The organism is Falsiroseomonas oleicola, from assembly GCF_019029495.1.
Lineage (GTDB): Bacteria > Pseudomonadota > Alphaproteobacteria > Acetobacterales > Acetobacteraceae > Falsiroseomonas > Falsiroseomonas oleicola.
Map to the genome: position 1 here is coordinate 67998 of NZ_JAERQM010000008.1, position 19607 is coordinate 87604.

The following is a 19607-nucleotide window of genomic DNA, read 5'->3' on the forward strand; positions in this document are numbered from 1 at the left end:
CTAATGCTCCGCCAGCCCGGCGCGGATGGCGTCGTGCAGCAGCGTGGCGCTGTGCCGCAGCGCCGCCGTCTCCGCCGCGTCCATCTCCGGCAGCAGGGGGTGGGAGGCACCGCGGGCGCCGAGCAGATGGGGCAGCGACACGCAGGTCTCCGCCACGCCGAGCAGTTCCTCCATGAAGGTGGAGACGCTGAAGACGGCCTGTTCGTCATTGACGATGCTGCGCGCGAGCCGCGCGACCGAGCCGGCGATCCCGTAATTGGAGACGCCCTTGCCCTCCTTGATCCGATAGGCGGAGCCGCGCACTTCGCTGGCGATGCTGTCGCGCAGCTCGGCCGGCAGCGGGCGGCCGATCTGTTCGGCGAAGCGCAGCAGCGGCATGCCCGCGGCCTGCGCGCCGCTCCAGTGCAGCACTTCCGAATCACCGTGCTCGCCCAGCACATAGGCATGGACGGAGCCCGGGGAGACGCCGAGATACCGCGCCAGCCGATCGCGGAAACGCGCCGAATCCAGGGCACAGCCGGTGCCGATCGCCCGCCCCGGCGGCACGCCGAAGCGCCGCACCGCCAGCGCCGGCATGACATCGACCGGGTTGGTCGCGAAGAGCAGAACCGCGTCGGGCACCACCCGCAGCACCTGGTCCAACACGGCGCGGACCACCTTCACGTTGGATGCCAGCAGGTCGAGCCGGGTCTGCCCCGGCTTCAGGCTGGCCCCCGCGGCGACGACCACGAGCTGCGCGCCCGCCAGGTCACCATAATCCCCGGAGGTCACCTGCGCCGCCGGGCCGAAGGCCGCGGCATGGCTGATATCGGACGCCTCGGAAGCCGCCCTCGCGGCGTCCTGGTCCACCAGGATCAGCTCGTCGACGCCCGGCGTCTGCGCCAGCAGAAAGCCGGAGGCGGCGCCCACCTGGCCCGCGCCCACGATGCCCACTTTGCCGCGCATCTCACAGCACTCCCATCATCGGCCAGATCGTCGCGGAGAGCAGCAGGATCAGCCCGAGCCCGGCGAAGGTCATGACAACGCCGACCTTGGCGAATTGCATCGTGGTGAAGGCGCCGGTGCCGTAGCACAGCATGTTCTGCGGCGCGTTGGTCGGCAGGATGAAGCCGAAGGACACGACATAGGCCTGGATCATCACGATGCCGAAGATGGTCTGCGGCCCGAAGGGCAGGGTCTGCGCGAAGGCGATCATGATCGGGATCAGCGTGCTGGCGAGGCCGGTCGCCGAGGCGAAGCCCAGATGCAGGATGATGCTGAACAGCGACAGCGCGCCGACGACGGCCACCACCGATCGCGTCTCCAGCCCCAGCTGCCCCAGCGTGACGCTGGCCAGCCAGGTGGCGGCGCCGGTGCGGGCCAGCAGGATGCCCAGCGCGATGCCGGCCGCGAACAGGACGATGGTGCCCCAGGGCACCTGCTTCTCCGCCCCCGCCCAGGTCATGACGCCGAAGCGCGGCATCAGCAGCAGCGCGATGCCGACCAGCGTGACCGTGGTGGTGTCGAGCGGATGCAGCCAACCCTCGGTGGACCAGGCGACCAGCAGCAGGCCGGCCACCAGCATCAGTCGCCATTCCGCCGGCGTGACGGGGCCGAGGCCCGCGACCTCCTTCGCCAGCCGCGCACGCGCCTCCTCCGCCGGGGGCACCTGGGGGCGCAGCAGGAGCAGGGAGACGAAGAACAGCACGACGCTCATCGACAGCGTCAGCGGCAGCGCGGTGACGAACCACTCGCCCCAGGTCACGGTCCGCTCGAAGCTGGACTGCATGAAGTTCAGGCTGATCAGGTTCTGCGCGGCACCGGTCTTCACCGCGATGTTGAAGATGGAGCAGGCCTGCGCCGTCACGATCATCAGCGTGGCGCCCAGGCTGCTGGCCACGGGCAGGCCCAGCGCCACCGTCACACCGACCATGATCGGGATGATGGCGCCGACGCGGGCGGTGGCGGAGGGGATGAACAGGGCCAGGACGAATCCCACGATCATGGCGCCCACCGTCAACCGGGCGGCCGAAATGCCGACGCGGCTCATCACCAGCAGGGCGACACGGCGGTCGAGGCCGGTGAGGCGCAGCGCGACGGCGAGGAACAGCGCGCCTGCCACGAGAATGACGGCGGAGGAGGAGAAGCCGGCCAGCATCACCGACAGGGCCTCGGCGGAGCGCATCGGCGCGCCGCCCGCCACCAGGGGCTTGCCCATCAGGCCCAGCACGGCACCGCCGATCAGCAGAACGGCGCTGGCGGCGGGGGAGACGCATTCGGTGATCCAGAGGATGACCACCAGGGCCAGAAGCCCCAGCGCCACCTGCCCCGAAGCCGAAAGGCCCGCGGGCGTCGGCAGCATAAGAACGGCGAGATAGGCGCCGATGGCGACGGCCAGCCAGGCCAGCTTCCGATTTGAGGAAGGTTCTGCCGGCGAGGTAAGAAGCATCTGGCGCATTCCTTGAGGTCGGCTAACCCCTGCGCCTTGACCTATTTGCGCTGCCGCAGCAACGCGCGGAACAGCGACTTCACCAACTGGCCACGAACTATTGCGTGAAGCACGTCATCTGTCGGGCCAGCCGTTCCAACTATCGGATACTTGGCAGCTATTTTGCCTGAGGCGTTGCTCCCAGGCTTCGGCGCTACACCACCGCGGTCATCCCGCCATCCACATACAGCAGGTGCCCATTGACGAAATCCGAGGCGCGGGAGGCCAGGAACACCGTCGCTCCCACCAGCTCCTCCACCTTGCCCCAGCGCCCGGCCGGCACGCGCTGGCACAGCCAGTCGGTGAACTTCGGATCATCCACCAGCGGCTTGGTCAGGTCGGTGGCGAAATAGCCCGGCGCCACGGCATTCACCTGGATGCCGCCCTTGGCCCATTCGGCGCAGAGCGTGCGCGTCATCATCCGCACCGCGCCCTTGCTGGTCGCATAGGGGGAGATGGTGGCGCGGCCGAGTTCGGACTGCACGCTGGCGATGTTGATGATCTTGCCATGGCCGCGTTCCAGCATCCGCCGCGCGCAGGCCTGGGCCATGAAGAACACCGCCTCCACATTGGTGGACATCACCTCCCGGAAGGTTTCGGGCGTCACCGCCGTTGCCGGGAAGCGGCGGTTGATGCCGGCATTGTTCACCAGCACCTCGATCGGGCCGAGCCGTGTCTCGATTTCCGCAATCGCGGCGTCCAGCGCATGCGGGTCGGTGACGTCGAAGCCGGCCTCGGTCACGTCCAGCCCCTCCCCGGCCAGGGTGCGGGTCGCCTCCGCCAGCACCTTGGGGTCGCGGCCGTTGAGCACCACGCTGGCGCCCGCCTGGCCCAGCCCGCGCGCCAAGGCGAAGCCGATGCCGCGGCTGGAGCCGGTGATCAGCACCCGGCGCCCCTTCAGGTCGAACAGCCCTTGCGTCATCATTGCCTCCTGCCCTTCATTCAGGGCGAGGGTGGGGGGAAATGGGATGACGGACAAGCCGGGGCTGCTGGTGGTGGGCGAATTGCCCGATTGGGATTTTGTGGCACTCGCCCAACGCTTCACCCTGCACCACTACTGGAGCGCCCCGGACAAGGCGACGCTGCTGGCGGCGGGGCGGGACAGCATCGTCGCCATCTGCACCAAGGGCGAGATCGGCGCCGACGCCGCGCTGATGGATGCGCTGCCACTGACAAAAATCATCGCCTGCTATGGGGTGGGCGTGGATGCGATCGACCTGGAGGCCGCCCGGGCGCGCGGCATCCGCGTGACCAACACGCCGGATGTGCTCACCGAGGAAGTGGCCGACATGGCCATGATGCTGATGCTGGCCGCCGCGCGGAACCTGCGCCTGGGCGAGGCCTGGATTCGCGACGGGTCCTGGCCCGTGAAGGGGCCGATGCCGCTGTCCACGCGCGTCTGGGGCAAGCGGCTCGGCATTGTCGGGCTGGGGCGCATCGGCAAGGCCATCGCGCAGCGAGCGGCGGCCTTCGGCATGGACATCGCCTATTCCGGCCGCAGCCCCCAGCCGGGGCTGCCCTATACCCATTATCCGACGCCGGCCGCCCTGGCCCCCCAGGTGGATGTCTTCTGCGTCTCGGCCGCCGGGGGTGCCGCGACGCGCGGGCTGGTGGACCGCGCGGCGATCGAGGCGCTCAATCCGGGCGCGATTTTTGTCAATGTCTCCCGCGGTACCGTGGTGGATGAGGCGGCGCTGCTGGAGGCGCTGCGAAGCGGGCGGATCGGCGCGGCGGGGCTCGACGTGTTTCTCAACGAGCCCGCGATCGACCCGGAATTCCTCACCTTCCCCAATGTCGTGCTCCAGCCCCACGCCGCCAGCGGCACGGTGGAGACGCGCAAGGATATGGGGCGGCTGATGCGGGAGAATCTGGAAGCGCAGCTGGATGGGCGGCCGCTGCTGACAGCCTTGATTTGAACCTCAATGGGGAGCGCGGACGGCTCCAGTCCTGTGCGCCCCCCCCCCACCCTGCCCTCTCCCTCCTTTGGGTGGAGAGGGTTCTGCCGCTCAGCTTTCCAGCGTCGCCTCCAGGGTGATCTCCGCGTTCAGCACCTTGCTGACCGGGCAGTTCGCCTTGGCCGTCGCCGCCAGCTTCTGGAAGGTGGCGTCGTCGCAGCCCGGCACCTTCGCCTTCAGGGTCAGCGCAACTCGAGAAATCTTCCAGCCGCCCTCCACCTGGTCCATCCCGAGCTTGGCCGAGGTGTCCATCCGCTCCGCCGTGAAATTCGCCCCGGCGAGCTGGAAGGCCAGCGCCATGGTGAAGCAGCCGGCATGGGCGGCGGCGATCAGCTCCTCCGGATTGGTGCCGCGGCCCTCGCCGAAGCGGGCGTTGAAGCCGTAGGGGGCCTCCTTCAGCACGCCGGACTGGGTGGACACATGCCCTGTGCCATCCTTGCCGCCACCTTCCCAATGGGCCGAACCGCTGCGGGAAATGCTCGCCATGGGTAGTCTCCTTCTGTTGACGGGGCGGCAGATGGGGCGCGGCCGCGCGCTTTGCGATGACAATGCCGCGCGCAGGCACCTTGCCGCCGCCGCGCACCCCCTGTAGGCGAGGAAAAAGTCCTGCCTGGAGAGACGCCCATGCCTGTCGGTTTCCGTATCCTGCCCCGCAGCCGCGCCGTGGCGCCCGCGCTGATCGAGCGCTTCCGCAAGCTGCCGGTGGCCAATGTCTCCGACAGCATGTCCCGCATCTTCGCCGCCGGCCCGACCCTGCGGCCGATGCACAAGGGCGGCGTCATGGCCGGCCCGGCCTTCACCGTGCGCAGCCGCCCGGGCGACAACCTGATGGTCCACAAGGCGATCGACATCGCCGAGCCCGGCGACATCGTCGTGGTCGATGCCGGTGGCGACCTGACCAATGCCATCATCGGGGAGCTGATGCTGGCCCAGATGGTCCGCCGCAAGCTGGGCGGCATCGTCATCAACGGCGCCATCCGCGACCTCGGCGCGCTGTCGCAGCAGTCCTTCCCGGTCTATGCCGCCGGCGTGACCCATCGCGGCCCCTACAAGGACGGGCCGGGCGAGATCAATGTGCCGATCTCCATGGGCGGGCTGGTGATCGAGCCGGGCGACCTGATCCTGGGCGACGAGGACGGTTTTGTTTCCGTGGCTTACGCCGATGCCGAGAAGGTCTGCGCCGCGACGGAGGCGAAGCACGCCGCCGAGAACAAGCAGATGGCGGAGATCGAGGCCGGCACCATCGACCGCGCCTGGGTCGATGCCACGCTGCGCAAGCTTGGTTGCGAAGGCGTCTGAGCGCGCCCATGGCCCCCGCGGCGGTGCAGGCGCCGGTCCTCGGCCCTGCGGCGCCGCGCGGGCTGTGTACCGATTGCGGCGTCTCTCGCACCGCGGACGCCAAGGCCTGCGGCCGGGCCTGTCAGTTCATCCAGCCGGATTATGCGCGGCTGGAGGCCCAGGTGCATGGCAGGGCGCGCGACCCCGCCCGGCCGGACGAGCTGCATTTCGGCCCCTTCCGCCAGATGCTGCGGGCACGGCTGGCGGCGCCCCGCCCCGGCGCGCAATGGACCGGCATCACCACCCGCCTCGCCGAAAAGCTGCTGGAGGCCGGCGCGGTCGATGCCGTGCTGACCATGGCGCCGGACCCCGAGGACAAATGGCGCCCGGTGCCGGTGCTGGTGACGAAGCCGGAAGGCATGGCCCAGTGCCGCGGCATGCGGATGGGCTATGCGCCCCTGCTGGCGCTGCTGGAACCGGCCCGCACCGCCGGCCACAGGCGCCTGGCCATCATCGGCATCCCCTGCCAGGTCTATGCGCTGCGGGCGCTGGAGGCAGAGCTGGGGCTGGAACGGCTCTACGTCATCGGCACGCCCTGTTCCGACAACACCACCACGGAAAACTTCCATCAGTTCCTGGCGCTGCTGGACGCCGATCCGGACAGCATCACCTACCTCGAATTCCGCGCCGACTTCCATGTCGAGCTGCGCTTCGCCGATGGGCGAATTCGGGAAATTCCGTTCCTGCAACTGCCGATCAGCCAATTGCCGGGGGATTTCTTCCCCCTCACCTGCCGAAGCTGCGTCGACTACACCAATGTGCTGGCCGATATCACCGTGGGCTACATGGCCGGCGAGGGCGACCAGTGGCTGCTGGTGCGCAACGCCCGGGGCGAGGAACTTTTGGGCCTGCTGGGGGATGAGGTGGTCACCACAGCCCCCGGCAGCGCCGGTAAGCGCGCCGGCCCGGTGAAGGGCTTCCTGGCCAATACCGAACGCGCCGCCGGCGGCCTGCCGCTGCGGCGCATGCCCAACTTTATGCGCGGCATCGTCGGCTGGCTGATGCCGCGCATCGGCCCGCGCGGGCTGGAATTCGCCCGCGCCCGGGTGGAGATGAAGGCGGTGGAGACGGTGCTGCATCTGCGCCGCCAGCTTCCGGCGCGGATGAAGAACATGGTGCCGCCGCATGTCTGGGCGCTGGTCGCGCCCTATGGCATCACCCCGCGCGATGGCGAGAACGACAAGGGAGAACAGGGCAATGCGCAAGCACAGGATCGCGGCGATCGGCGGTGACGGCATCGGGCCGGAGGTGGTCCAGGCCGGGCTGCGGGTGCTGGAGGCCGTGGCCAAGGCCGATGCCGGCTTCGCCTTCGAGACCACCAGCTTCGACTGGGGCAGCGATTATTACCGCCGCACCGGCCGCATGATGCCGGAAGACGGCCTCGCCCAGCTCGCCCCCTTCGACGCCATCTTCTTCGGCGCCGTCGGCGACAAGGAGATTCCGGACCACATCACCCTGTGGGATCTGCGGCTGGCGATCTGCCAGGGCTTCGACCAATACGCCAATGTCCGCCCCACCACCCTGCTGCCCGGCATCGTCGGCCCGCTGAAGGACGAGCTGGGCGCGGCGATCGACTGGGTGATCGTGCGCGAGAATTCGGAAGGCGAATATGCCGGCGTCGGCGGCCGCGCCCATCGCGGCCTGCCGCTGGAAGTCGGCATGGATGTCGCCGTCTTCACGCGCGGCGGCGTGGAGCGCATCGCCCGCTTTGCCTGCGACCTCGCCATGACCCGGCCGCGGCGCAAGCTGACCGTGGTGACCAAGTCCAACGCCCAGCGCCACGGCCTGGTGCTGTGGGATGAGGTGGTGGCCGGCGTGGTCGCCGACTATCCGGAGCTGACGGTGGACAAGATGCTGGTGGACGCCATGGCGGCCCGCATGGTGGTGAAGCCCGGCAGCGTCGATACCGTTCTGGCGACCAACCTGCATGCCGATATCCTGTCCGACCTCGCCTCCGCCTGCGCCGGCTCGCTCGGCATCGGCGCCACGGCGAACCTGGACCCGTCCCGGAAGAACCCCTCGATGTTCGAGCCGATCCACGGCTCGGCCTTCGACATCGTCGGCAAGGGCATCGCCAATCCGCTCGGCTCCTTCTGGACCGGCGCGATGATGCTGGAGCATCTGGGGGAGGCCCCGGCCGCCAAGCGCCTGATGGCGGCGATCGCCAGCGTCACCGCCAAGGGCACGGTGCTGACCCCCGACCTCGGCGGCAGCGCCACCACCGATCAGGTGACCGAGGCGGTGATCGCCGCCCTGCGCGGCGCCAACGCATGACGGCTCAGGCGATGGGTTGTGGCATCTGCGGGCCGGGCGGGGAGATGCTCGGCACCTCAGGATACTGGCCCGGATAGGGCAGATCCGGCCCCGGGGTGGGGGTGGGCGGCGCCTCCGGCGGGCCAGGCATGGTGTCAGGCTGCGGGGGCGGCAGTTCCCGCTCCGGGGTTGGCGGATTGACCGGCGGCAGGCCCGGCAGTTCGGGCGGCGGCGCCTTGGGGTCGTCGGACATCTGGGTCTGGGTCATCGCATCTGAACGCAGCAGGGAACCGCCCGTTCAATGCGCCCTGGCCGCCGCGTTCCTCTTGCGCGTCGCCGCCGCCTTGCGCGCGCTGGCCGAGCGTTCCTCCGGCGTGCGCGAGGCTGCGGTCTTGCCGCCGATGGCGCCGCCCTTTCGTGCCGAGACCGTCGTCTCCGCCTGGCCCCGGCCGCTGCCGCTACGATTGCCGCCGCCGCTTTCCTTGTTCACGGTCGCCCAGGCCCGCGCCTCGGCCTCCGGCTCCTGCACGCCACGGTTTTCATAGCCCTCGGCGATATGCGCGGCCTTGCGCTTCTGCTTGTCGGTGTAGCTGGATTTGTCACCACGGGGCATCGGCAGGTCCTCCCGCGCGAGCAACGCGGGACGGGCGGCTGCGTTTTCACGATTTACATCTGTATAAATTGACAAAATACCTCCCACAGACGTATTCACCCGCTGCGACCACAAGGGCGTGTGATCCAGACCATGGCTGACCTGCGTCCCTTGAGGCTTTTGCACCGCAGCAACCCGGGCCATACCCCTGTCATCATGAGCACCCAGCCTGCCATCGCCCTCTCCGGCCTCCGCAAACGTTTCGCCCAGGGCGGCACGGTGGCGCTCGACGATGTGGCGCTGGATGTGGCGCCGGGTGAAATCTTCGGCATCGTCGGCCGCTCGGGGGCCGGCAAATCCACGCTGATTCGCTGCGTGAACCTGCTGGAACGGCCCGATGCCGGGCGGATCACCGTGCTCGGCCAGGACATGCTGGCGCTGGACGAGGCCTCCCTGCGCGCCGCGCGGCGCCGCATCGGCATGGTCTTCCAGCACTTCAACCTGCACAGCCGCCGTACCGTCGCCGAGAACATCGCCTTCCCGCTGGAAGTCGCCGGCATTGCGCGCGCCGAACGCCAGGCGCGTGTCGCCGAAATCCTGCCGCTGGTGGGGCTGGAGGCGAAGCGGGACGCCTATCCGGCCCAGCTTTCCGGCGGTCAGAAGCAGCGCGTCGGCATTGCCCGCGCGCTCGCCTCCCGCCCCGAAATCCTGCTCTGCGACGAAGCGACCAGCGCGCTGGACCCGGAGACGACGCAGGAAATCCTGGCCCTGATCCGCGACCTTCGGGCGCGGCTGGACCTGACCGTGCTGCTCATCACCCATGAGATGGGTGTGGTGAAGGCCATCTGCGACCGCGTGGCGGTGATGGAGGCCGGGCGCGTCATCGAGCAGGGCCGCGTCTTCGACGTCTTCACCCAGCCCGCCCATCCCACCACCCGCCGCTTCGTGGCGGAGGTGATCGGCCATTCCGTGCCCGCCGCCACCCTCGCCCGCCTGCCCGCTCCGGGCGAGGGTGAAACGCGGCGCCTGGTGCAGGTGGTCTTCGCCGGCCCGGCCAGCACGCGGGCCGTGGTCAGCGAGGCCAGCCGCGACTTCGGCATCGACATCAACATCGTCTCCGGCCGCGTCGACGAGATCGCCGGCGAGCCTTTTGGCGTCATGGCGCTGGCTGCCTATGGCCCGCCCGAAAGACTGGAGGCTGCCTTTGCCTGGATGCTCGGCCTGGGCCTCACCGTGACGGAGCTTGAAGGATGAGTTGGCTCGCCCCCGCCATCCAGGACCTGCTGATTGAGGCGCTGTGGCAGACGCTGGCCATGGTCGGTGCCTCCGCCGCCATCGCCGCGGTCCTCGGCCTGCCGATCGCGCTGCTGCTGCATGTGACCTCGCCGGAGGGGCTGACCCCAAGGCCCTGGATCAACCGGCCGGTGGGGCTGCTGGTGAATGCGGCGCGCTCCACGCCCTTCATCATCCTGATGGTCGCCATCGTGCCCTTCACGCGGCTGGTGGCCGGCACCTCGATCGGCACCGGCGCGGCCATCGTGCCGCTGGCGCTGGCCGCCACCGCCTTCCTCGCCCGGCTGTTCGAGAATGCGCTGCGCGAGGTGGACAAGGGTGTGATCGAGGCCGCCCGCGCCATGGGTGCCACGCGGCTGCAGATCGTGTGGAAGGTTCTGGTGCCGGAGGCGCTTCCGGGTCTGGTCGCGGCCACCACCGTCTCCCTCGTCTCGCTGGTCGGCTTCTCCGCCATGGCGGGTGCCGTCGGTGGCGGCGGCCTGGGTGATCTTGGCATCCGCTTCGGCTACCAGCGCTTCATGCCGGAGGTGATGGCCACCGTCGTCGTCATCCTCATCTTGCTGGTCCAGGGGCTGCAATCGCTCGGCGATTGGCTGACCCGCCGCCTGTCACATCGCTGAGGGAAGAAAAACCATGATCGCACGTCGCCCCCTGCTGCTCGCCGGCCTTGCCCTCCCCTTCGCCGCGCAGGCCCAATCCGCCGAGATCGGCACCGCCGCACGGCCGCTCCGCATCGGCGTCACCGCCGGCCCGCATGCCCAGGTGATGGAGCATGTGCGGGACCAGGCCGCCCGGGAAAACTTCCTCATCCGCATCACGGAATTCCAGGACTACATCCAGCCGAACGTGGCGCTGGCCGCCGGCGACCTCGACGCCAACAGCTACCAGCACCAGCCCTTCCTCGATCAGCAGGTGCGCGACCGCCGCCTGGCGCTGGTCGCCGCCGGCAAGACGCTGGTCTTCCCGATGGGCCTCTACTCCAAGCGCCATCGCGCCTTGGATGCCATCCCCAATGGCGGCCGCGTCGCCGTGCCGAACGACCCGACCAATGGCGGCCGCGCGCTAGTGCTGCTCGCCGCGAACGGCGCCTTCAAGCTGCGCGAGGGCGCCGATTTTCGGGCGACCGTCGCCGACATTACGGAAAACCCGCGCCGCCTGCGCGTGGTGGAACTCGAGGCGGCGCAGCTGCCGCGGGTGCTGGATGAGGTGGACCTCGCCGCCATCAACACCAACTACGCAATGCCCGCCGGCCTGAACCCGGTGCGCGACAGCCTCGCCATCGAAAGCGCCGACAGCCCCTATGCCAACCTGATCGCCGTGCGGCAGCAGGACGCGCAGGCGCCGTGGGTGCGCCGTCTGGTCGCGGCCTACCAGACGCAGTCCGTGAAGGATTTCGTCGCGACCACCTTTGCCGGCGCCGTCGTCCCCGCCTTCTGAGGATTCTCTTCAATGCTCCGTCGTTCGCTTCTCGCCCTTCCCGCTTTGCTGCCTCTCGCCGCGCGGGCGCAAACCGCCGAGTTCGGCACCGCCGCGCGGCCGCTGCGCGTCGGCGTGACGCAGGGCGTGCATGGCCAGACCTTCGAGAAGGTGCGGGACGTGCTGGCGCGCGACGGCTTCATCACCCGCGGCGTCGAATTCGGCGACTTCATCCAGCCGAATGCTGCGCTCGCCGCCGGCGACCTCGACGCCAATGCCTATCAGCACCTGCCCTTCCTGGAGGCGCAGCGCGCCCAGCGCGGCTATGATTTCGTCCCCGTGGGCAAGACGGTGCTGACGCTGATGGGCGTCTTCTCCCGCACCCATCGCAGCCTGGACGCGCTGCCGAATGGCGCGCGCGTCGCCATCCCGAACGACCCGACCAATGGCGGCCGCGCGCTGCTGCTGCTGGCCCAGGCCGGGGTCTTCACGCTGCGCGCGGGTGCCGACCACACCGCGACGGTCGCCGACATCACCGCGAACCCGAAGCGCATCCGCATCGTGGAGCTGGAGGCGGCATCGATCGCGCGGTCGCTGCAGGATGTCGATGCCGGCGCCATCACCGGCAACTACGCCGTGCCCGCCGGCCTGAACCCGCTGCGCGACGCCTTGGCGCGGGAGACGGAGCAGAGCGTCTATACCGTGCTGGTCGTGGTCCGCCGCGCCGATGCGGAGCGCCCCTGGGCGAAGCGCCTCGCGGAAGGCTACCGCCACCCGGAGGTCCGCGCCTTCGTCGAACAAACCTTTGGCGGCGCGGTGATCTCCGGTGGCTGAGCGCCGGCGGCTGCATCTGGGCGCCTTCATGCGCCCGGTCAGCATCCACACCGGCGCCTGGCGCTACCCCGGCGCCTGGGCCGACGCCAACTTCAACTTTGCCCGGCTGAAGTACCTGATCCAGAAGCTGGAGGCGGGCAAATTCGACGCCTTCTTCATGGCCGATCACCTGGCCCTGCTGAACATGCCGATCGAGGCGCTGCGCCGCAGCCACACCGTGACCAGCTTCGACCCGTTGACCCTGCTGCCGGCACTCGCCGCGGTGACCGAGCGCATCGGGCTGATCGCGACGGCGTCGACCACCTATAACGACGCCTATCACGTCGCCCGAAAATTCGCCTCGCTCGACCATATCTCGAACGGTCGCGCGGGCTGGAACCTGGTTACCACGGCGAACCCCGACGCCGCGCTGAATTTCGGCCAGGACGCCCACATGGCGCATGGCGAGCGCTACAAGCGCGCCCGCGAGTTCTATGACGTGGTCACGGGTTTATGGGACAGTTTCGCGGATGACGCCTTCATCCGCGACCAGGAGAGCGGCATCTTCTGGGACCCGGCGCGGATGCATGTGCTGGACCACAAGGGCCCCGAGCTCTCGGTGCGCGGCCCGCTGAACGTGGCGCGCCCGGTGCAGGGCTGGCCGGTGATCGTGCAGGCCGGCGCCTCCGACGCCGGCCGCCAGATCGCCGCCGAGACGGCGGAAATGGTTTTTGCGGCTGGCGGCACGCTGGCGGATGCGCAGGCCTTCTACGCCGACGTGAAAGGCCGCGCGGCCCGGTACGGCCGCGATCCCGAATCGATAAAAATCCTGCCCGGCGCGCTGGTGGTGGTGGGCGACACGGTGGCCGAAGCGCGCGCCGCGCGCGACCACCTGGACAGCCTGGTGCATGAGGACAGCGCCATCGGCTCGCTCTCCATCGCCCTCGGCGTCGATGCCCGCGCCTTCGACCCGGACGGCCCCCTGCCCGAGATTCCCGAGACCGAGGCCAGCAAGTCCGGCCGCGAGCGCGCCATCAACCTGGCGCGGCGGGAGGGGCTGACGGTGCGGCAGCTGGCGCAGCGCCTCGGCGGCTATGCCGGCCTGGCGTTGGTCGGCACGCCCGAGACCATCGCGGATGAGATGGAGCAGTGGCTGGATGGCCGCGGCTGCGACGGCTTCAACATCATGTTCCCGCATGTGCCGGCGGGGCTGGATGACTTCGTCGACAAGGTGGTGCCCGAATTGCAGCGCCGCGGCCTGTTCCGTCAGGACTACGAGGGCACCACGCTGCGCGACCACCTCGGCCTGAAGCGGCCGGAGAACCGCTTCTTCCCGTAGGTCCTCTCAGCGCGCCGACCGGATCACCACCGGCGCGTTGCCCGCGCAATTCTGCCGCATGGCGAGCAGCCGCTGTGCCTCCGCATTGTTGCCGATGCGGCGCTGGATGCCGGCCCCTTCCTCCAACTCCAGGTTGTAGCCTTCACAGGTATCCGCCGCGGCACGACGCCGCTCCATCGGCACGGCATAGGGCGCGATGGTGCCGGAAGCCGCGGACATGGCGCGGAAGGCGGCGGCAGTGCCCGGCTCCGGCGCCCGGCGCATGACGAGGACGACGCCGACCACGACGACAAGCAGGCACAAGGTCCCTGCCAGATAGGCCAAATTCCGACGCGTCATGGCATTCCCTTTTGGATCCGCACCGGGGACCACAAAGCGAAGCGGCCGCGCCAAGTCAACGGAATTTCAGCACATGACAGGGCTGTGAGACATCTCAATTCCGATACGCCGCCCGCCGGGGCAAGGCATGCGCCGAATTCGCCAATTCGCGCTCCAGATCCGGTGCCGAGGCGCGGGCGAGCGGCATGGTCATCTGGCAGAGCAAGCCTTCCGGCCGCCAATCCATGGCGATGGAACCGCCGAGCTGGCCGGCGATCGTCGCCTCCAGCACCCGGGTGCCGAAGCCCTGCCTCCGTGGCGGAGCCGCCAGCGGCGGCCCTCCGGTCTCGATCCAGCGCAGATGCAGAAGGCCGGATTCGGAGAACCATCCCAGCGATACCTGCCCACCGGGCACCGACAGGGCGCCATGCCGTATCGCATTGGTCGCGAGTTCATGCAGCGCCATGGACAGCGCCTGCGCCGCGGTGGGGGCGATGCGCACCGGTGGCCCCTCCACCCGTACCAGCGGCTGGCCATCGGCGGCCAGGAAGGGCGCCAGTTCCGCCGCCACCAGCTCCTGCAAGCCAACGCCATCCCATTTGCCATCGGCCAGCAGCGTATGGGCGCGGGCCAGGGCCGCGATGCGGCCGAGCACCGCGTTGGCGAAGGCCTCCGGGTCATCCTTCGGCGTCATCCGCACCGCCGCCTGCACCACCGCCAGGGCGTTCTTGGCGCGATGGTCCAACTCCCGCATCAGCACGGTCTGGCGTTCCTCCGACTCGCGGCGCTCCGTGACATCGAGCGCCACGCCGAGCAGGCGCAGCGCCTGGCCGGTCACGCGGTCCCGCACCACTTCCCCGCGTTCGGCGATCCAGCGCAGCGCCCCGTCATGAACGCGACGGATGCGGAATTCCTCCGCCCAATCCCGCTGATCGCCCGCCAGCAGGCGGCGCAGCCCGGTCTCGACGCGCGGACGATCGGCCGCTTCGACCCCGCGACGCCAGCGGAGGAGATCGATCGGCTCCGCGGGATCTGTGCCGTAGAGGCGGTGGCAGCTTTCCGACCAATGCACATCGCCGGTCCGGATGTCCCACTCCCAGGTGCCGACCTGCCCCGCCTCCTGCGCCAGGCGCAGCCTTTCGACGCTGCCACGCAGCGCAACCTCCGCCATGCGGCGCTGGATTTCCGCCTGGCGCGCGGCCTCGACATCCCGCGCCGCGACGGTGACGCCGCCGCCCTGGGCGGGGTGGATATTCAGCTCGAACCAGGTGCCGGCGAGCGGTGAGCGGGCGCAGAGATGCGCCTCCTGCCCCGTGGCGATGACCCGTTCGATGGCCTCCCAGCTCTGGCTGCCGCGCACCGTGGGGAACAGGTCCAGGAAATCCCGGCCCAGAACTTCCTCCCGCCGCAGCCCCCACAGTTCCAGCGCCCGGCGGCTGGCGAAGCGGATCGCGCCCTGGGCGTCGAGCGCGTAGAGCATGTCGCCCAGGCTTTCCAGCACCTCCCGCGCCCGCTGCACGGATTCGGCCAGCGCGGCCTCGGCCTGCTTCAGCTCCGTCACATCGACATGCGCGCCCAGCATGCGCAGCGCCCGGCCGGAGGCGTCGCGCTGGATCTCCGCCCGCGCAGCAATCCAGCGCACGGCGCCGGCCGGCGTGACGATGCGGTATTCCTGGGCATACTCGGTGGCGACGGAGTCCGGCGCGATCGCGTCGAGAAAGCGGGTTTCGGCCCGCACCCGATCCTCCGGATGCAGCCGCGCCACCCAGTCGGCATGCTGTTCCTCCGCCGGCAGGGCGTCCCGGCCCTGCAGGTCCATATATTCGGGGGAGCGCAGGTTCTGCCCGGTGCGCAGGTCGATCTCGAAGCCGCCGACGCGGCCCACCTGCTGCACCCGGCGCAGCCGGGCCTCGCTGGCACGCAGCGCCGCCTCTGCGCGCCGGCGCCGCAGCGCCGACCACAGCCGTTCCGCCACTTCCAGCGCCAGCGCCGCCTCCGACTCCGTCCAGCGGCGCGGCGTGGGATGATGCAGGCCAAGCAGGGCTGCCAGCCGGCCCTGTTTCAGCAGCGGCACGGTCAGGCCGCCATCCGCCTCCGCCACGTCCAGACCCAGGGGGCGTCCGGCGCGCAGGGTGGCGATGCCGGCGCCGAACCGCGCCAGGGGCCAGGTGCCCGGCGCGCTGGGCAGGGTGCCATCGGTCCAGTCGGCCGCGATGCCACAGCTCGTTTCCGTCGCATCCACCTCGGCAAAGGCACAGCGCCCGGCGGCAAGATGCCGGCCGAGCGCTGCCGTCGCGGTGCGCAGCAGGGTCTCCGGCGCATCCAGGTCCCGCAACGCCGCATCGAGGTCGAGCAGAAAGCCGTCGCGTCGTTCGGCCAGGACCGGCCGGGTGATGTCCGTCGCCGTCAGCAGGGCGCCGGCGATGCAGCCCTCCAGATCCCGCAGCGGCACCGCCAGAAGATCGAAGAAACGGGGTCCGGGGCGTTCCAGCGATGCCAGGCGGCCAGGACGGCCGGCCAGGGCCGCGCGCACCATGGCTGCAATGCCATCCGCGCCGGGCCAGAGCAGTCCGCAGGCCTGGCCCTGCGGCGCGTCCGGCGGCAGCAGCGGGGCGAAGGCGGGATTGTGCAGGCAGGACAGGTCCGGCCCCCAGATCAGCGCAGCCGGACCGGCATGTTCGCGCACCAGGTCGGAGAAGCCGCGCAGGGCGGAGGACCAGCCGGCCATCGGACCCAGTGGGGTGCCGGACCAGTCAGCCTCGCCCGTCGAAACCACGGGCGCCCCATCATCACACTGGGGGCCGGCCGGCGATGGCGGGATGCGGCGCATGGTCGAGTGAGAAGCTCCCGCGCGCCGCGCTCGGCGCAATGCTGGGGCGCGACTCCGGCCCGCGCGCCCATTCCGGGATGTGTAGCGTCGGCAGGCCGGGGCGTGGCGTCACAAAGACGGGCACGGCCGGGCTGAAAACCGGTCTGGACCAGCCCCTTCCGGACCTGCTCCGAAGCGACAACGCGGCGCAGGGCGAGGCGTTGCACGGGTCCTCAAATCAGGGCGCGAAGACTCGCATGCGGCACCGTCAGCGGCTGGCCAAGGCGGCAGAGCGCGGCGGCCGGCGCCATGCTGGCCTGGGCGAGGGCGACGCAATCCGCCCCCGCGGCGAAGGCCGCATCGGCGGCCGCCGCCACCATTTCCGCGTAGAGGGCGACATTCCCGGCCCGGAAGGCCGCCCATGCCTCCGGCACCAGGCGGATGCTCGCCACGGCGCCGCTCGCCTGGAAAAGCGCGGCGGTCGGCGCCATCGTGGTCTCCACCGCGCAGAGCGCGACCACCCTGCCCCCGCCATCCGCCGCGGCGGCTGCCAGCGCCGCATCGGCCCGGCGAACCGGCACGCCGGCCTGGGCCAGGGTGACAGCGGGGCCAAGGGTGGAGCAGGTGAGGAGCACCGCATCGATGCCCGGCAGGGCCAGGGCCTCCAGCGCCGCGGCGGTGCGCGCGGCGATATCGGGGGTCAGGCCGCCGGCGGCTTCGGCCTCGGCCAGCAGGTCGGGGCGGATCGTATGATGCAGCGCCAGCCCTGGCGGACAGGCGGCATCGAACAGCGGAAGATTGCTGGCGGCGGTGTGGAGGCAGGCGATGTGGCGCATGGTCGTCGCAGCCCCCTCACCCCGGCCCTCTCCCCCCGTCGGGGGGAGAGGGAGGTATCGTCCTTAGTTCTTGGCCTTGTCGACCAGCTGGTTGGTCTTGATCCAGGGCATCATGCCGCGCAGCTTCTCGCCCACTTCCTCGATCGGGTGTTCGGCCAGGCGGCGGCGGGTGGCCTTGAAGCTGGCCTGGTTCACCTTGTTCTCCAGCATCCAGTCGCGGGCGAACTTGCCGGTCTGGATGTCGGTCAGCACGCGCTTCATCTCCGCCTTGGTCTCGGAGGTGATGATGCGCGGGCCGGTGACGTATTCGCCGTATTCGGCCGTGTTGCTGATCGAATAGTTCATGTTGGCGATGCCGCCCTCATAGATCAGGTCGACGATCAGCTTCACCTCGTGCAGGCACTCGAAATAGGCCATCTCGGGGGCGTAGCCGGCCTCGACCAGCGTCTCGAAGCCCGCCTTGATGAGCTCGACCAGACCGCCGCAGAGCACGACCTGCTCACCGAACAGGTCGGTCTCGCACTCCTCCTTGAAGGTCGTCTCGATCACGCCGGAGCGGCCGCCGCCGATGGCCGACGCGTAGGACAGCGCGATTTCCAGCGCATTGCCCGAGGGGTTCTGGTGGACGGCCACCAGGCAGGGCACGCCGCCGCCCTTCTGGTATTCGCCGCGCACGGTGTGGCCGGGGCCCTTCGGCGCGATCATGAACACGTCGATGTCGGCGCGCGGGTCGAGCAGGTTGAAATGCACGTTCAGGCCATGCGCGAAGGCCATCGCCGCGCCGGGCTTCAGGTTGTCGTGCAGATGGTCGCGGTACAGGTCGCCCTGCAGCTCGTCCGGCGTCAGCACCATGACCACATCGGCCCACTTCGCCGCATCGGCGGGGGTCATCACCTTGAAGCCGGCGGCTTCCGCCTTCTTCCAGGACCCGCCCTGGCGGGCGCCGATGACGACGTCGGCCACGCCGCTGTCGCGCATGTTCTGGGCATGGGCATGGCCCTGGCTGCCGAAGCCAATGACCGCGACCTTCTTGGCCTTGATCAGATTCACATCCGCATCGCGGTCATAATACACACGCATCGTCACAGCTTCCTTCGGTTGCCCCGTTGGGGGCTCTATTGCCCCATAACGGGGCGGTGATGCACCACTTCGTGGATGAAACCAAGCTTGCGCGCCACCGGCGCGCTGAGCACGAAGGGGTAGAGGTCGGGCGTGCCCATGCAGCGGTTCATCGCATTCATGGCAATGGTCAGCGGCGTCCAGGCATTGAGGATCTCCTCCATGCCGGCGCGGTAGGGGCTGAAATCCAGCTCCGTCTCCAGCACGCCCTGCTTGTCCAGCACCGGGCTGATCTTCATGCCGAAGCTCGTCGCCATCTCCAGGCTGTCCACCATATGCAGGTAATGGGCGAAGCATTCCGCCCAATCCTCATGCGGATGCGCCGCGGCATAGGCCGAGATGTAGTCGCCACGCCAGTCGTCATTCGGCGGCCTGGCGTAATGCGCCTGGAGCGCGGCGGCGTAGTCCGCGCTTTCGTCGCCGAAGATCGACCGGAATTCATCCACCCGGCCGGCCTGTTCCACCAGCACGATGTGGTACCAATGGCCCACCTCATGCCGCATATGGCCGAGCAGGGTGCGGAAGGGCTCGTTCAACCGGGTGCGCCGCGCCTCCCGCTCCACGTCATCGGCCTCGGCGAGGGCGATGGTGATATGGCCGTCCTCATGCCCCGTCATGGTCGGCGGCTCGCCATCGAGGTCGGCCAGGAAGGAAAAGCGCAGGGCGGAGTCCTGGTGCGGCAGGCGCAGCCGGTCGAGCGTGTAGATCAGGCGCCGCTTGGCCATCTCCATCCGCCGCCAGAGCGGCAGGTTCTCCGGCACCGACAGGTCCGGCACCATGGTGTTCAGCCGGCAGGCCGGGCAGTAATCCTCGGCGTCGTCCTCCGGCAGGAACCAGTTGCAGGCGTCCTTCGCCACATTGGCGCAGGGCTTTTTCCGAGCGCCATCCAGCATGGCCAGGCCATCGACGTCGAAGGCCGAGAGCCGCCCCGCCTCCGGCAGGAAGCCAAGACGCGCGCCGCACTGCTCGCAGGCGGTGTTTTCGAAGTGCAGCAGGTTGCCGCAATTCTGGCAGGCGAAGAGGCGCATGGCATGGGCTCCGGAAACGGTTCGCCCCGCG

General features: G+C 69.7%; 20 protein-coding genes. 9 read left to right on the forward strand and 11 right to left on the reverse strand.

Features of this window, described 5'->3' with window-relative positions; all coding sequences use genetic code 11:
• The 3 genes from JJQ90_RS22555 to JJQ90_RS22565 all read right to left on the reverse strand — a co-directional run bounded on the left by JJQ90_RS22555 (nucleotide 1) and on the right by JJQ90_RS22565 (nucleotide 3392).
• Nucleotides 1-945 (reverse strand): lactate/malate family dehydrogenase, encoded by a 945-nt coding sequence (locus JJQ90_RS22555; RefSeq protein ID WP_216878540.1) that lies wholly within the window; start codon nucleotides 943-945, stop codon nucleotides 1-3.
• 1 nt (nucleotide 946) lies between these two features.
• Entirely contained in the window at nucleotides 947-2428 is a 1482-nt protein-coding gene (locus JJQ90_RS22560) for a DASS family sodium-coupled anion symporter (protein ID WP_216878541.1), read from the reverse strand.
• Nucleotides 2429-2621: 193 nt separating this feature from the next.
• Nucleotides 2622-3392 (reverse strand): SDR family oxidoreductase, encoded by a 771-nt coding sequence (locus JJQ90_RS22565; RefSeq protein WP_216878542.1) that lies wholly within the window; start codon nucleotides 3390-3392, stop codon nucleotides 2622-2624.
• 43 nt (nucleotides 3393-3435) lie between these two features.
• On the opposite strand from JJQ90_RS22565, the gene JJQ90_RS22570 reads away from it, so the two are divergent.
• Nucleotides 3436-4383 carry a 2-hydroxyacid dehydrogenase gene (locus JJQ90_RS22570; RefSeq protein ID WP_216878543.1) on the forward strand — a complete coding sequence of 316 codons (948 nt, stop codon included), beginning with the start codon at nucleotides 3436-3438 and terminating at the stop codon, nucleotides 4381-4383.
• 90 nt (nucleotides 4384-4473) lie between these two features.
• Here the strand turns inward: JJQ90_RS22570 and JJQ90_RS22575 are convergent, their stop codons facing one another.
• A complete protein-coding gene (locus JJQ90_RS22575) occupies nucleotides 4474-4908 on the reverse strand; it encodes an OsmC family protein (RefSeq protein WP_216878544.1) in 435 nt (144 codons plus the stop codon).
• A gap of 138 nt (nucleotides 4909-5046) precedes the next feature.
• On the opposite strand from JJQ90_RS22575, the gene JJQ90_RS22580 reads away from it, so the two are divergent.
• From JJQ90_RS22580 to JJQ90_RS22590, 3 genes are read left to right on the forward strand one after another with little or no spacing between them, the layout of a single operon-like run.
• Nucleotides 5047-5721 carry an RraA family protein gene (locus JJQ90_RS22580; protein ID WP_216878545.1) on the forward strand — a complete coding sequence of 225 codons (675 nt, stop codon included), beginning with the start codon at nucleotides 5047-5049 and terminating at the stop codon, nucleotides 5719-5721.
• An 8-nt stretch (nucleotides 5722-5729) separates the two neighbouring features.
• Nucleotides 5730-6992, forward strand: a complete 1263-nt coding sequence (locus tag JJQ90_RS22585) for a Coenzyme F420 hydrogenase/dehydrogenase, beta subunit C-terminal domain (RefSeq protein WP_216878546.1) — start codon at nucleotides 5730-5732, stop codon at nucleotides 6990-6992.
• On the forward strand, nucleotides 6958-8034 hold the full coding sequence (locus JJQ90_RS22590; RefSeq protein WP_216878547.1) for a tartrate dehydrogenase: 1077 nt from the start codon (nucleotides 6958-6960) through the stop codon (nucleotides 8032-8034). Before JJQ90_RS22585 ends, JJQ90_RS22590 begins: the two co-directional genes overlap by 35 nt.
• 4 nt (nucleotides 8035-8038) lie before the next feature.
• Here the strand turns inward: JJQ90_RS22590 and JJQ90_RS22595 are convergent, their stop codons facing one another.
• On the reverse strand, nucleotides 8039-8281 hold the full coding sequence (locus JJQ90_RS22595) for a hypothetical protein (RefSeq protein WP_216878548.1): 243 nt from the start codon (nucleotides 8279-8281) through the stop codon (nucleotides 8039-8041).
• A gap of 30 nt (nucleotides 8282-8311) precedes the next feature.
• Nucleotides 8312-8626, reverse strand: coding sequence for a plasmid stabilization protein (locus JJQ90_RS22600; RefSeq protein WP_216878549.1), 315 nt, complete (start codon nucleotides 8624-8626; stop codon nucleotides 8312-8314).
• Between the two features lie 132 nt (nucleotides 8627-8758).
• On the opposite strand from JJQ90_RS22600, the gene JJQ90_RS22605 reads away from it, so the two are divergent.
• Genes JJQ90_RS22605 through JJQ90_RS22625 form a run of 5 tightly spaced genes read left to right on the forward strand, consistent with a single transcriptional unit; the run spans nucleotide 8759 to nucleotide 13466 of the window.
• Nucleotides 8759-9859, forward strand: a complete 1101-nt coding sequence (locus JJQ90_RS22605) for a methionine ABC transporter ATP-binding protein (RefSeq protein WP_329959498.1) — start codon at nucleotides 8759-8761, stop codon at nucleotides 9857-9859.
• Complete coding sequence (locus tag JJQ90_RS22610) at nucleotides 9856-10518, forward strand: methionine ABC transporter permease (protein ID WP_216878550.1); 663 nt, start codon at nucleotides 9856-9858, stop codon at nucleotides 10516-10518. Before JJQ90_RS22605 ends, JJQ90_RS22610 begins: the two co-directional genes overlap by 4 nt.
• A gap of 13 nt (nucleotides 10519-10531) precedes the next feature.
• A complete protein-coding gene (locus JJQ90_RS22615; protein WP_216878551.1) occupies nucleotides 10532-11335 on the forward strand; it encodes a MetQ/NlpA family ABC transporter substrate-binding protein in 804 nt (267 codons plus the stop codon).
• Nucleotides 11336-11347: 12 nt separating this feature from the next.
• Nucleotides 11348-12148: a MetQ/NlpA family ABC transporter substrate-binding protein gene (locus JJQ90_RS22620; RefSeq protein WP_216878552.1), complete on the forward strand. Its 801-nt coding sequence runs from the start codon at nucleotides 11348-11350 to the stop codon at nucleotides 12146-12148.
• The gene (locus tag JJQ90_RS22625; protein ID WP_329959499.1) at nucleotides 12141-13466 is read left to right on the forward strand and encodes an LLM class flavin-dependent oxidoreductase; all 1326 of its coding nucleotides are present in this window, start codon (nucleotides 12141-12143) and stop codon (nucleotides 13464-13466) included. The genes JJQ90_RS22620 and JJQ90_RS22625 overlap by 8 nt, the downstream gene beginning before the upstream one ends.
• Nucleotides 13467-13472: 6 nt before the next feature.
• On the opposite strand, the gene JJQ90_RS22630 is transcribed toward JJQ90_RS22625, so the two are convergent.
• The 5 genes from JJQ90_RS22630 to JJQ90_RS22650 form a co-directional block, all read right to left on the reverse strand.
• The gene (locus tag JJQ90_RS22630; protein ID WP_216878553.1) at nucleotides 13473-13805 is read right to left on the reverse strand and encodes a hypothetical protein; all 333 of its coding nucleotides are present in this window, start codon (nucleotides 13803-13805) and stop codon (nucleotides 13473-13475) included.
• Between the two features lie 94 nt (nucleotides 13806-13899).
• Nucleotides 13900-16560: a PAS domain-containing protein gene (locus JJQ90_RS22635; RefSeq protein WP_216878554.1), complete on the reverse strand. Its 2661-nt coding sequence runs from the start codon at nucleotides 16558-16560 to the stop codon at nucleotides 13900-13902.
• A gap of 266 nt (nucleotides 16561-16826) precedes the next feature.
• The gene (locus JJQ90_RS22640) at nucleotides 16827-17429 is read right to left on the reverse strand and encodes a hypothetical protein (protein ID WP_216878555.1); all 603 of its coding nucleotides are present in this window, start codon (nucleotides 17427-17429) and stop codon (nucleotides 16827-16829) included.
• A 63-nt stretch (nucleotides 17430-17492) separates the two neighbouring features.
• Nucleotides 17493-18509: a ketol-acid reductoisomerase gene (ilvC, locus tag JJQ90_RS22645; protein WP_216878556.1), complete on the reverse strand. Its 1017-nt coding sequence runs from the start codon at nucleotides 18507-18509 to the stop codon at nucleotides 17493-17495.
• 35 nt (nucleotides 18510-18544) lie between these two features.
• The gene (locus JJQ90_RS22650; protein WP_216878557.1) at nucleotides 18545-19576 is read right to left on the reverse strand and encodes a zinc-binding metallopeptidase family protein; all 1032 of its coding nucleotides are present in this window, start codon (nucleotides 19574-19576) and stop codon (nucleotides 18545-18547) included.
• Nucleotides 19577-19607 lie beyond the last annotated feature (31 nt).

Excerpts from the sequence above, each read along its gene's own strand:
- JJQ90_RS22555 (WP_216878540.1), bottom strand. The coding sequence starts at position 945 with ATGCGCGGCAAAGTGGGCATCGTGGGCGCGGGCCAGGTGGGCGCCGCC.
- JJQ90_RS22560 (WP_216878541.1), bottom strand. The coding sequence starts at position 2,428 with ATGCTTCTTACCTCGCCGGCAGAACCTTCCTCAAATCGGAAGCTGGCC.
- JJQ90_RS22565 (WP_216878542.1), bottom strand. The coding sequence starts at position 3,392 with ATGATGACGCAAGGGCTGTTCGACCTGAAGGGGCGCCGGGTGCTGATC.
- JJQ90_RS22570 (WP_216878543.1), top strand. The coding sequence starts at position 3,436 with ATGACGGACAAGCCGGGGCTGCTGGTGGTGGGCGAATTGCCCGATTGG.
- JJQ90_RS22575 (WP_216878544.1), bottom strand. The coding sequence starts at position 4,908 with ATGGCGAGCATTTCCCGCAGCGGTTCGGCCCATTGGGAAGGTGGCGGC.
- JJQ90_RS22580 (WP_216878545.1), top strand. The coding sequence starts at position 5,047 with ATGCCTGTCGGTTTCCGTATCCTGCCCCGCAGCCGCGCCGTGGCGCCC.
- JJQ90_RS22585 (WP_216878546.1), top strand. The coding sequence starts at position 5,730 with ATGGCCCCCGCGGCGGTGCAGGCGCCGGTCCTCGGCCCTGCGGCGCCG.
- JJQ90_RS22590 (WP_216878547.1), top strand. The coding sequence starts at position 6,958 with ATGCGCAAGCACAGGATCGCGGCGATCGGCGGTGACGGCATCGGGCCG.
- JJQ90_RS22595 (WP_216878548.1), bottom strand. The coding sequence starts at position 8,281 with ATGACCCAGACCCAGATGTCCGACGACCCCAAGGCGCCGCCGCCCGAA.
- JJQ90_RS22600 (WP_216878549.1), bottom strand. The coding sequence starts at position 8,626 with ATGCCCCGTGGTGACAAATCCAGCTACACCGACAAGCAGAAGCGCAAG.
- JJQ90_RS22605 (WP_329959498.1), top strand. The coding sequence starts at position 8,759 with ATGGCTGACCTGCGTCCCTTGAGGCTTTTGCACCGCAGCAACCCGGGC.
- JJQ90_RS22610 (WP_216878550.1), top strand. The coding sequence starts at position 9,856 with ATGAGTTGGCTCGCCCCCGCCATCCAGGACCTGCTGATTGAGGCGCTG.
- JJQ90_RS22615 (WP_216878551.1), top strand. The coding sequence starts at position 10,532 with ATGATCGCACGTCGCCCCCTGCTGCTCGCCGGCCTTGCCCTCCCCTTC.
- JJQ90_RS22620 (WP_216878552.1), top strand. The coding sequence starts at position 11,348 with ATGCTCCGTCGTTCGCTTCTCGCCCTTCCCGCTTTGCTGCCTCTCGCC.
- JJQ90_RS22630 (WP_216878553.1), bottom strand. The coding sequence starts at position 13,805 with ATGACGCGTCGGAATTTGGCCTATCTGGCAGGGACCTTGTGCCTGCTT.
- JJQ90_RS22640 (WP_216878555.1), bottom strand. The coding sequence starts at position 17,429 with ATGCGCCACATCGCCTGCCTCCACACCGCCGCCAGCAATCTTCCGCTG.
- ilvC (WP_216878556.1), bottom strand. The coding sequence starts at position 18,509 with ATGCGTGTGTATTATGACCGCGATGCGGATGTGAATCTGATCAAGGCC.
- JJQ90_RS22650 (WP_216878557.1), bottom strand. The coding sequence starts at position 19,576 with ATGCGCCTCTTCGCCTGCCAGAATTGCGGCAACCTGCTGCACTTCGAA.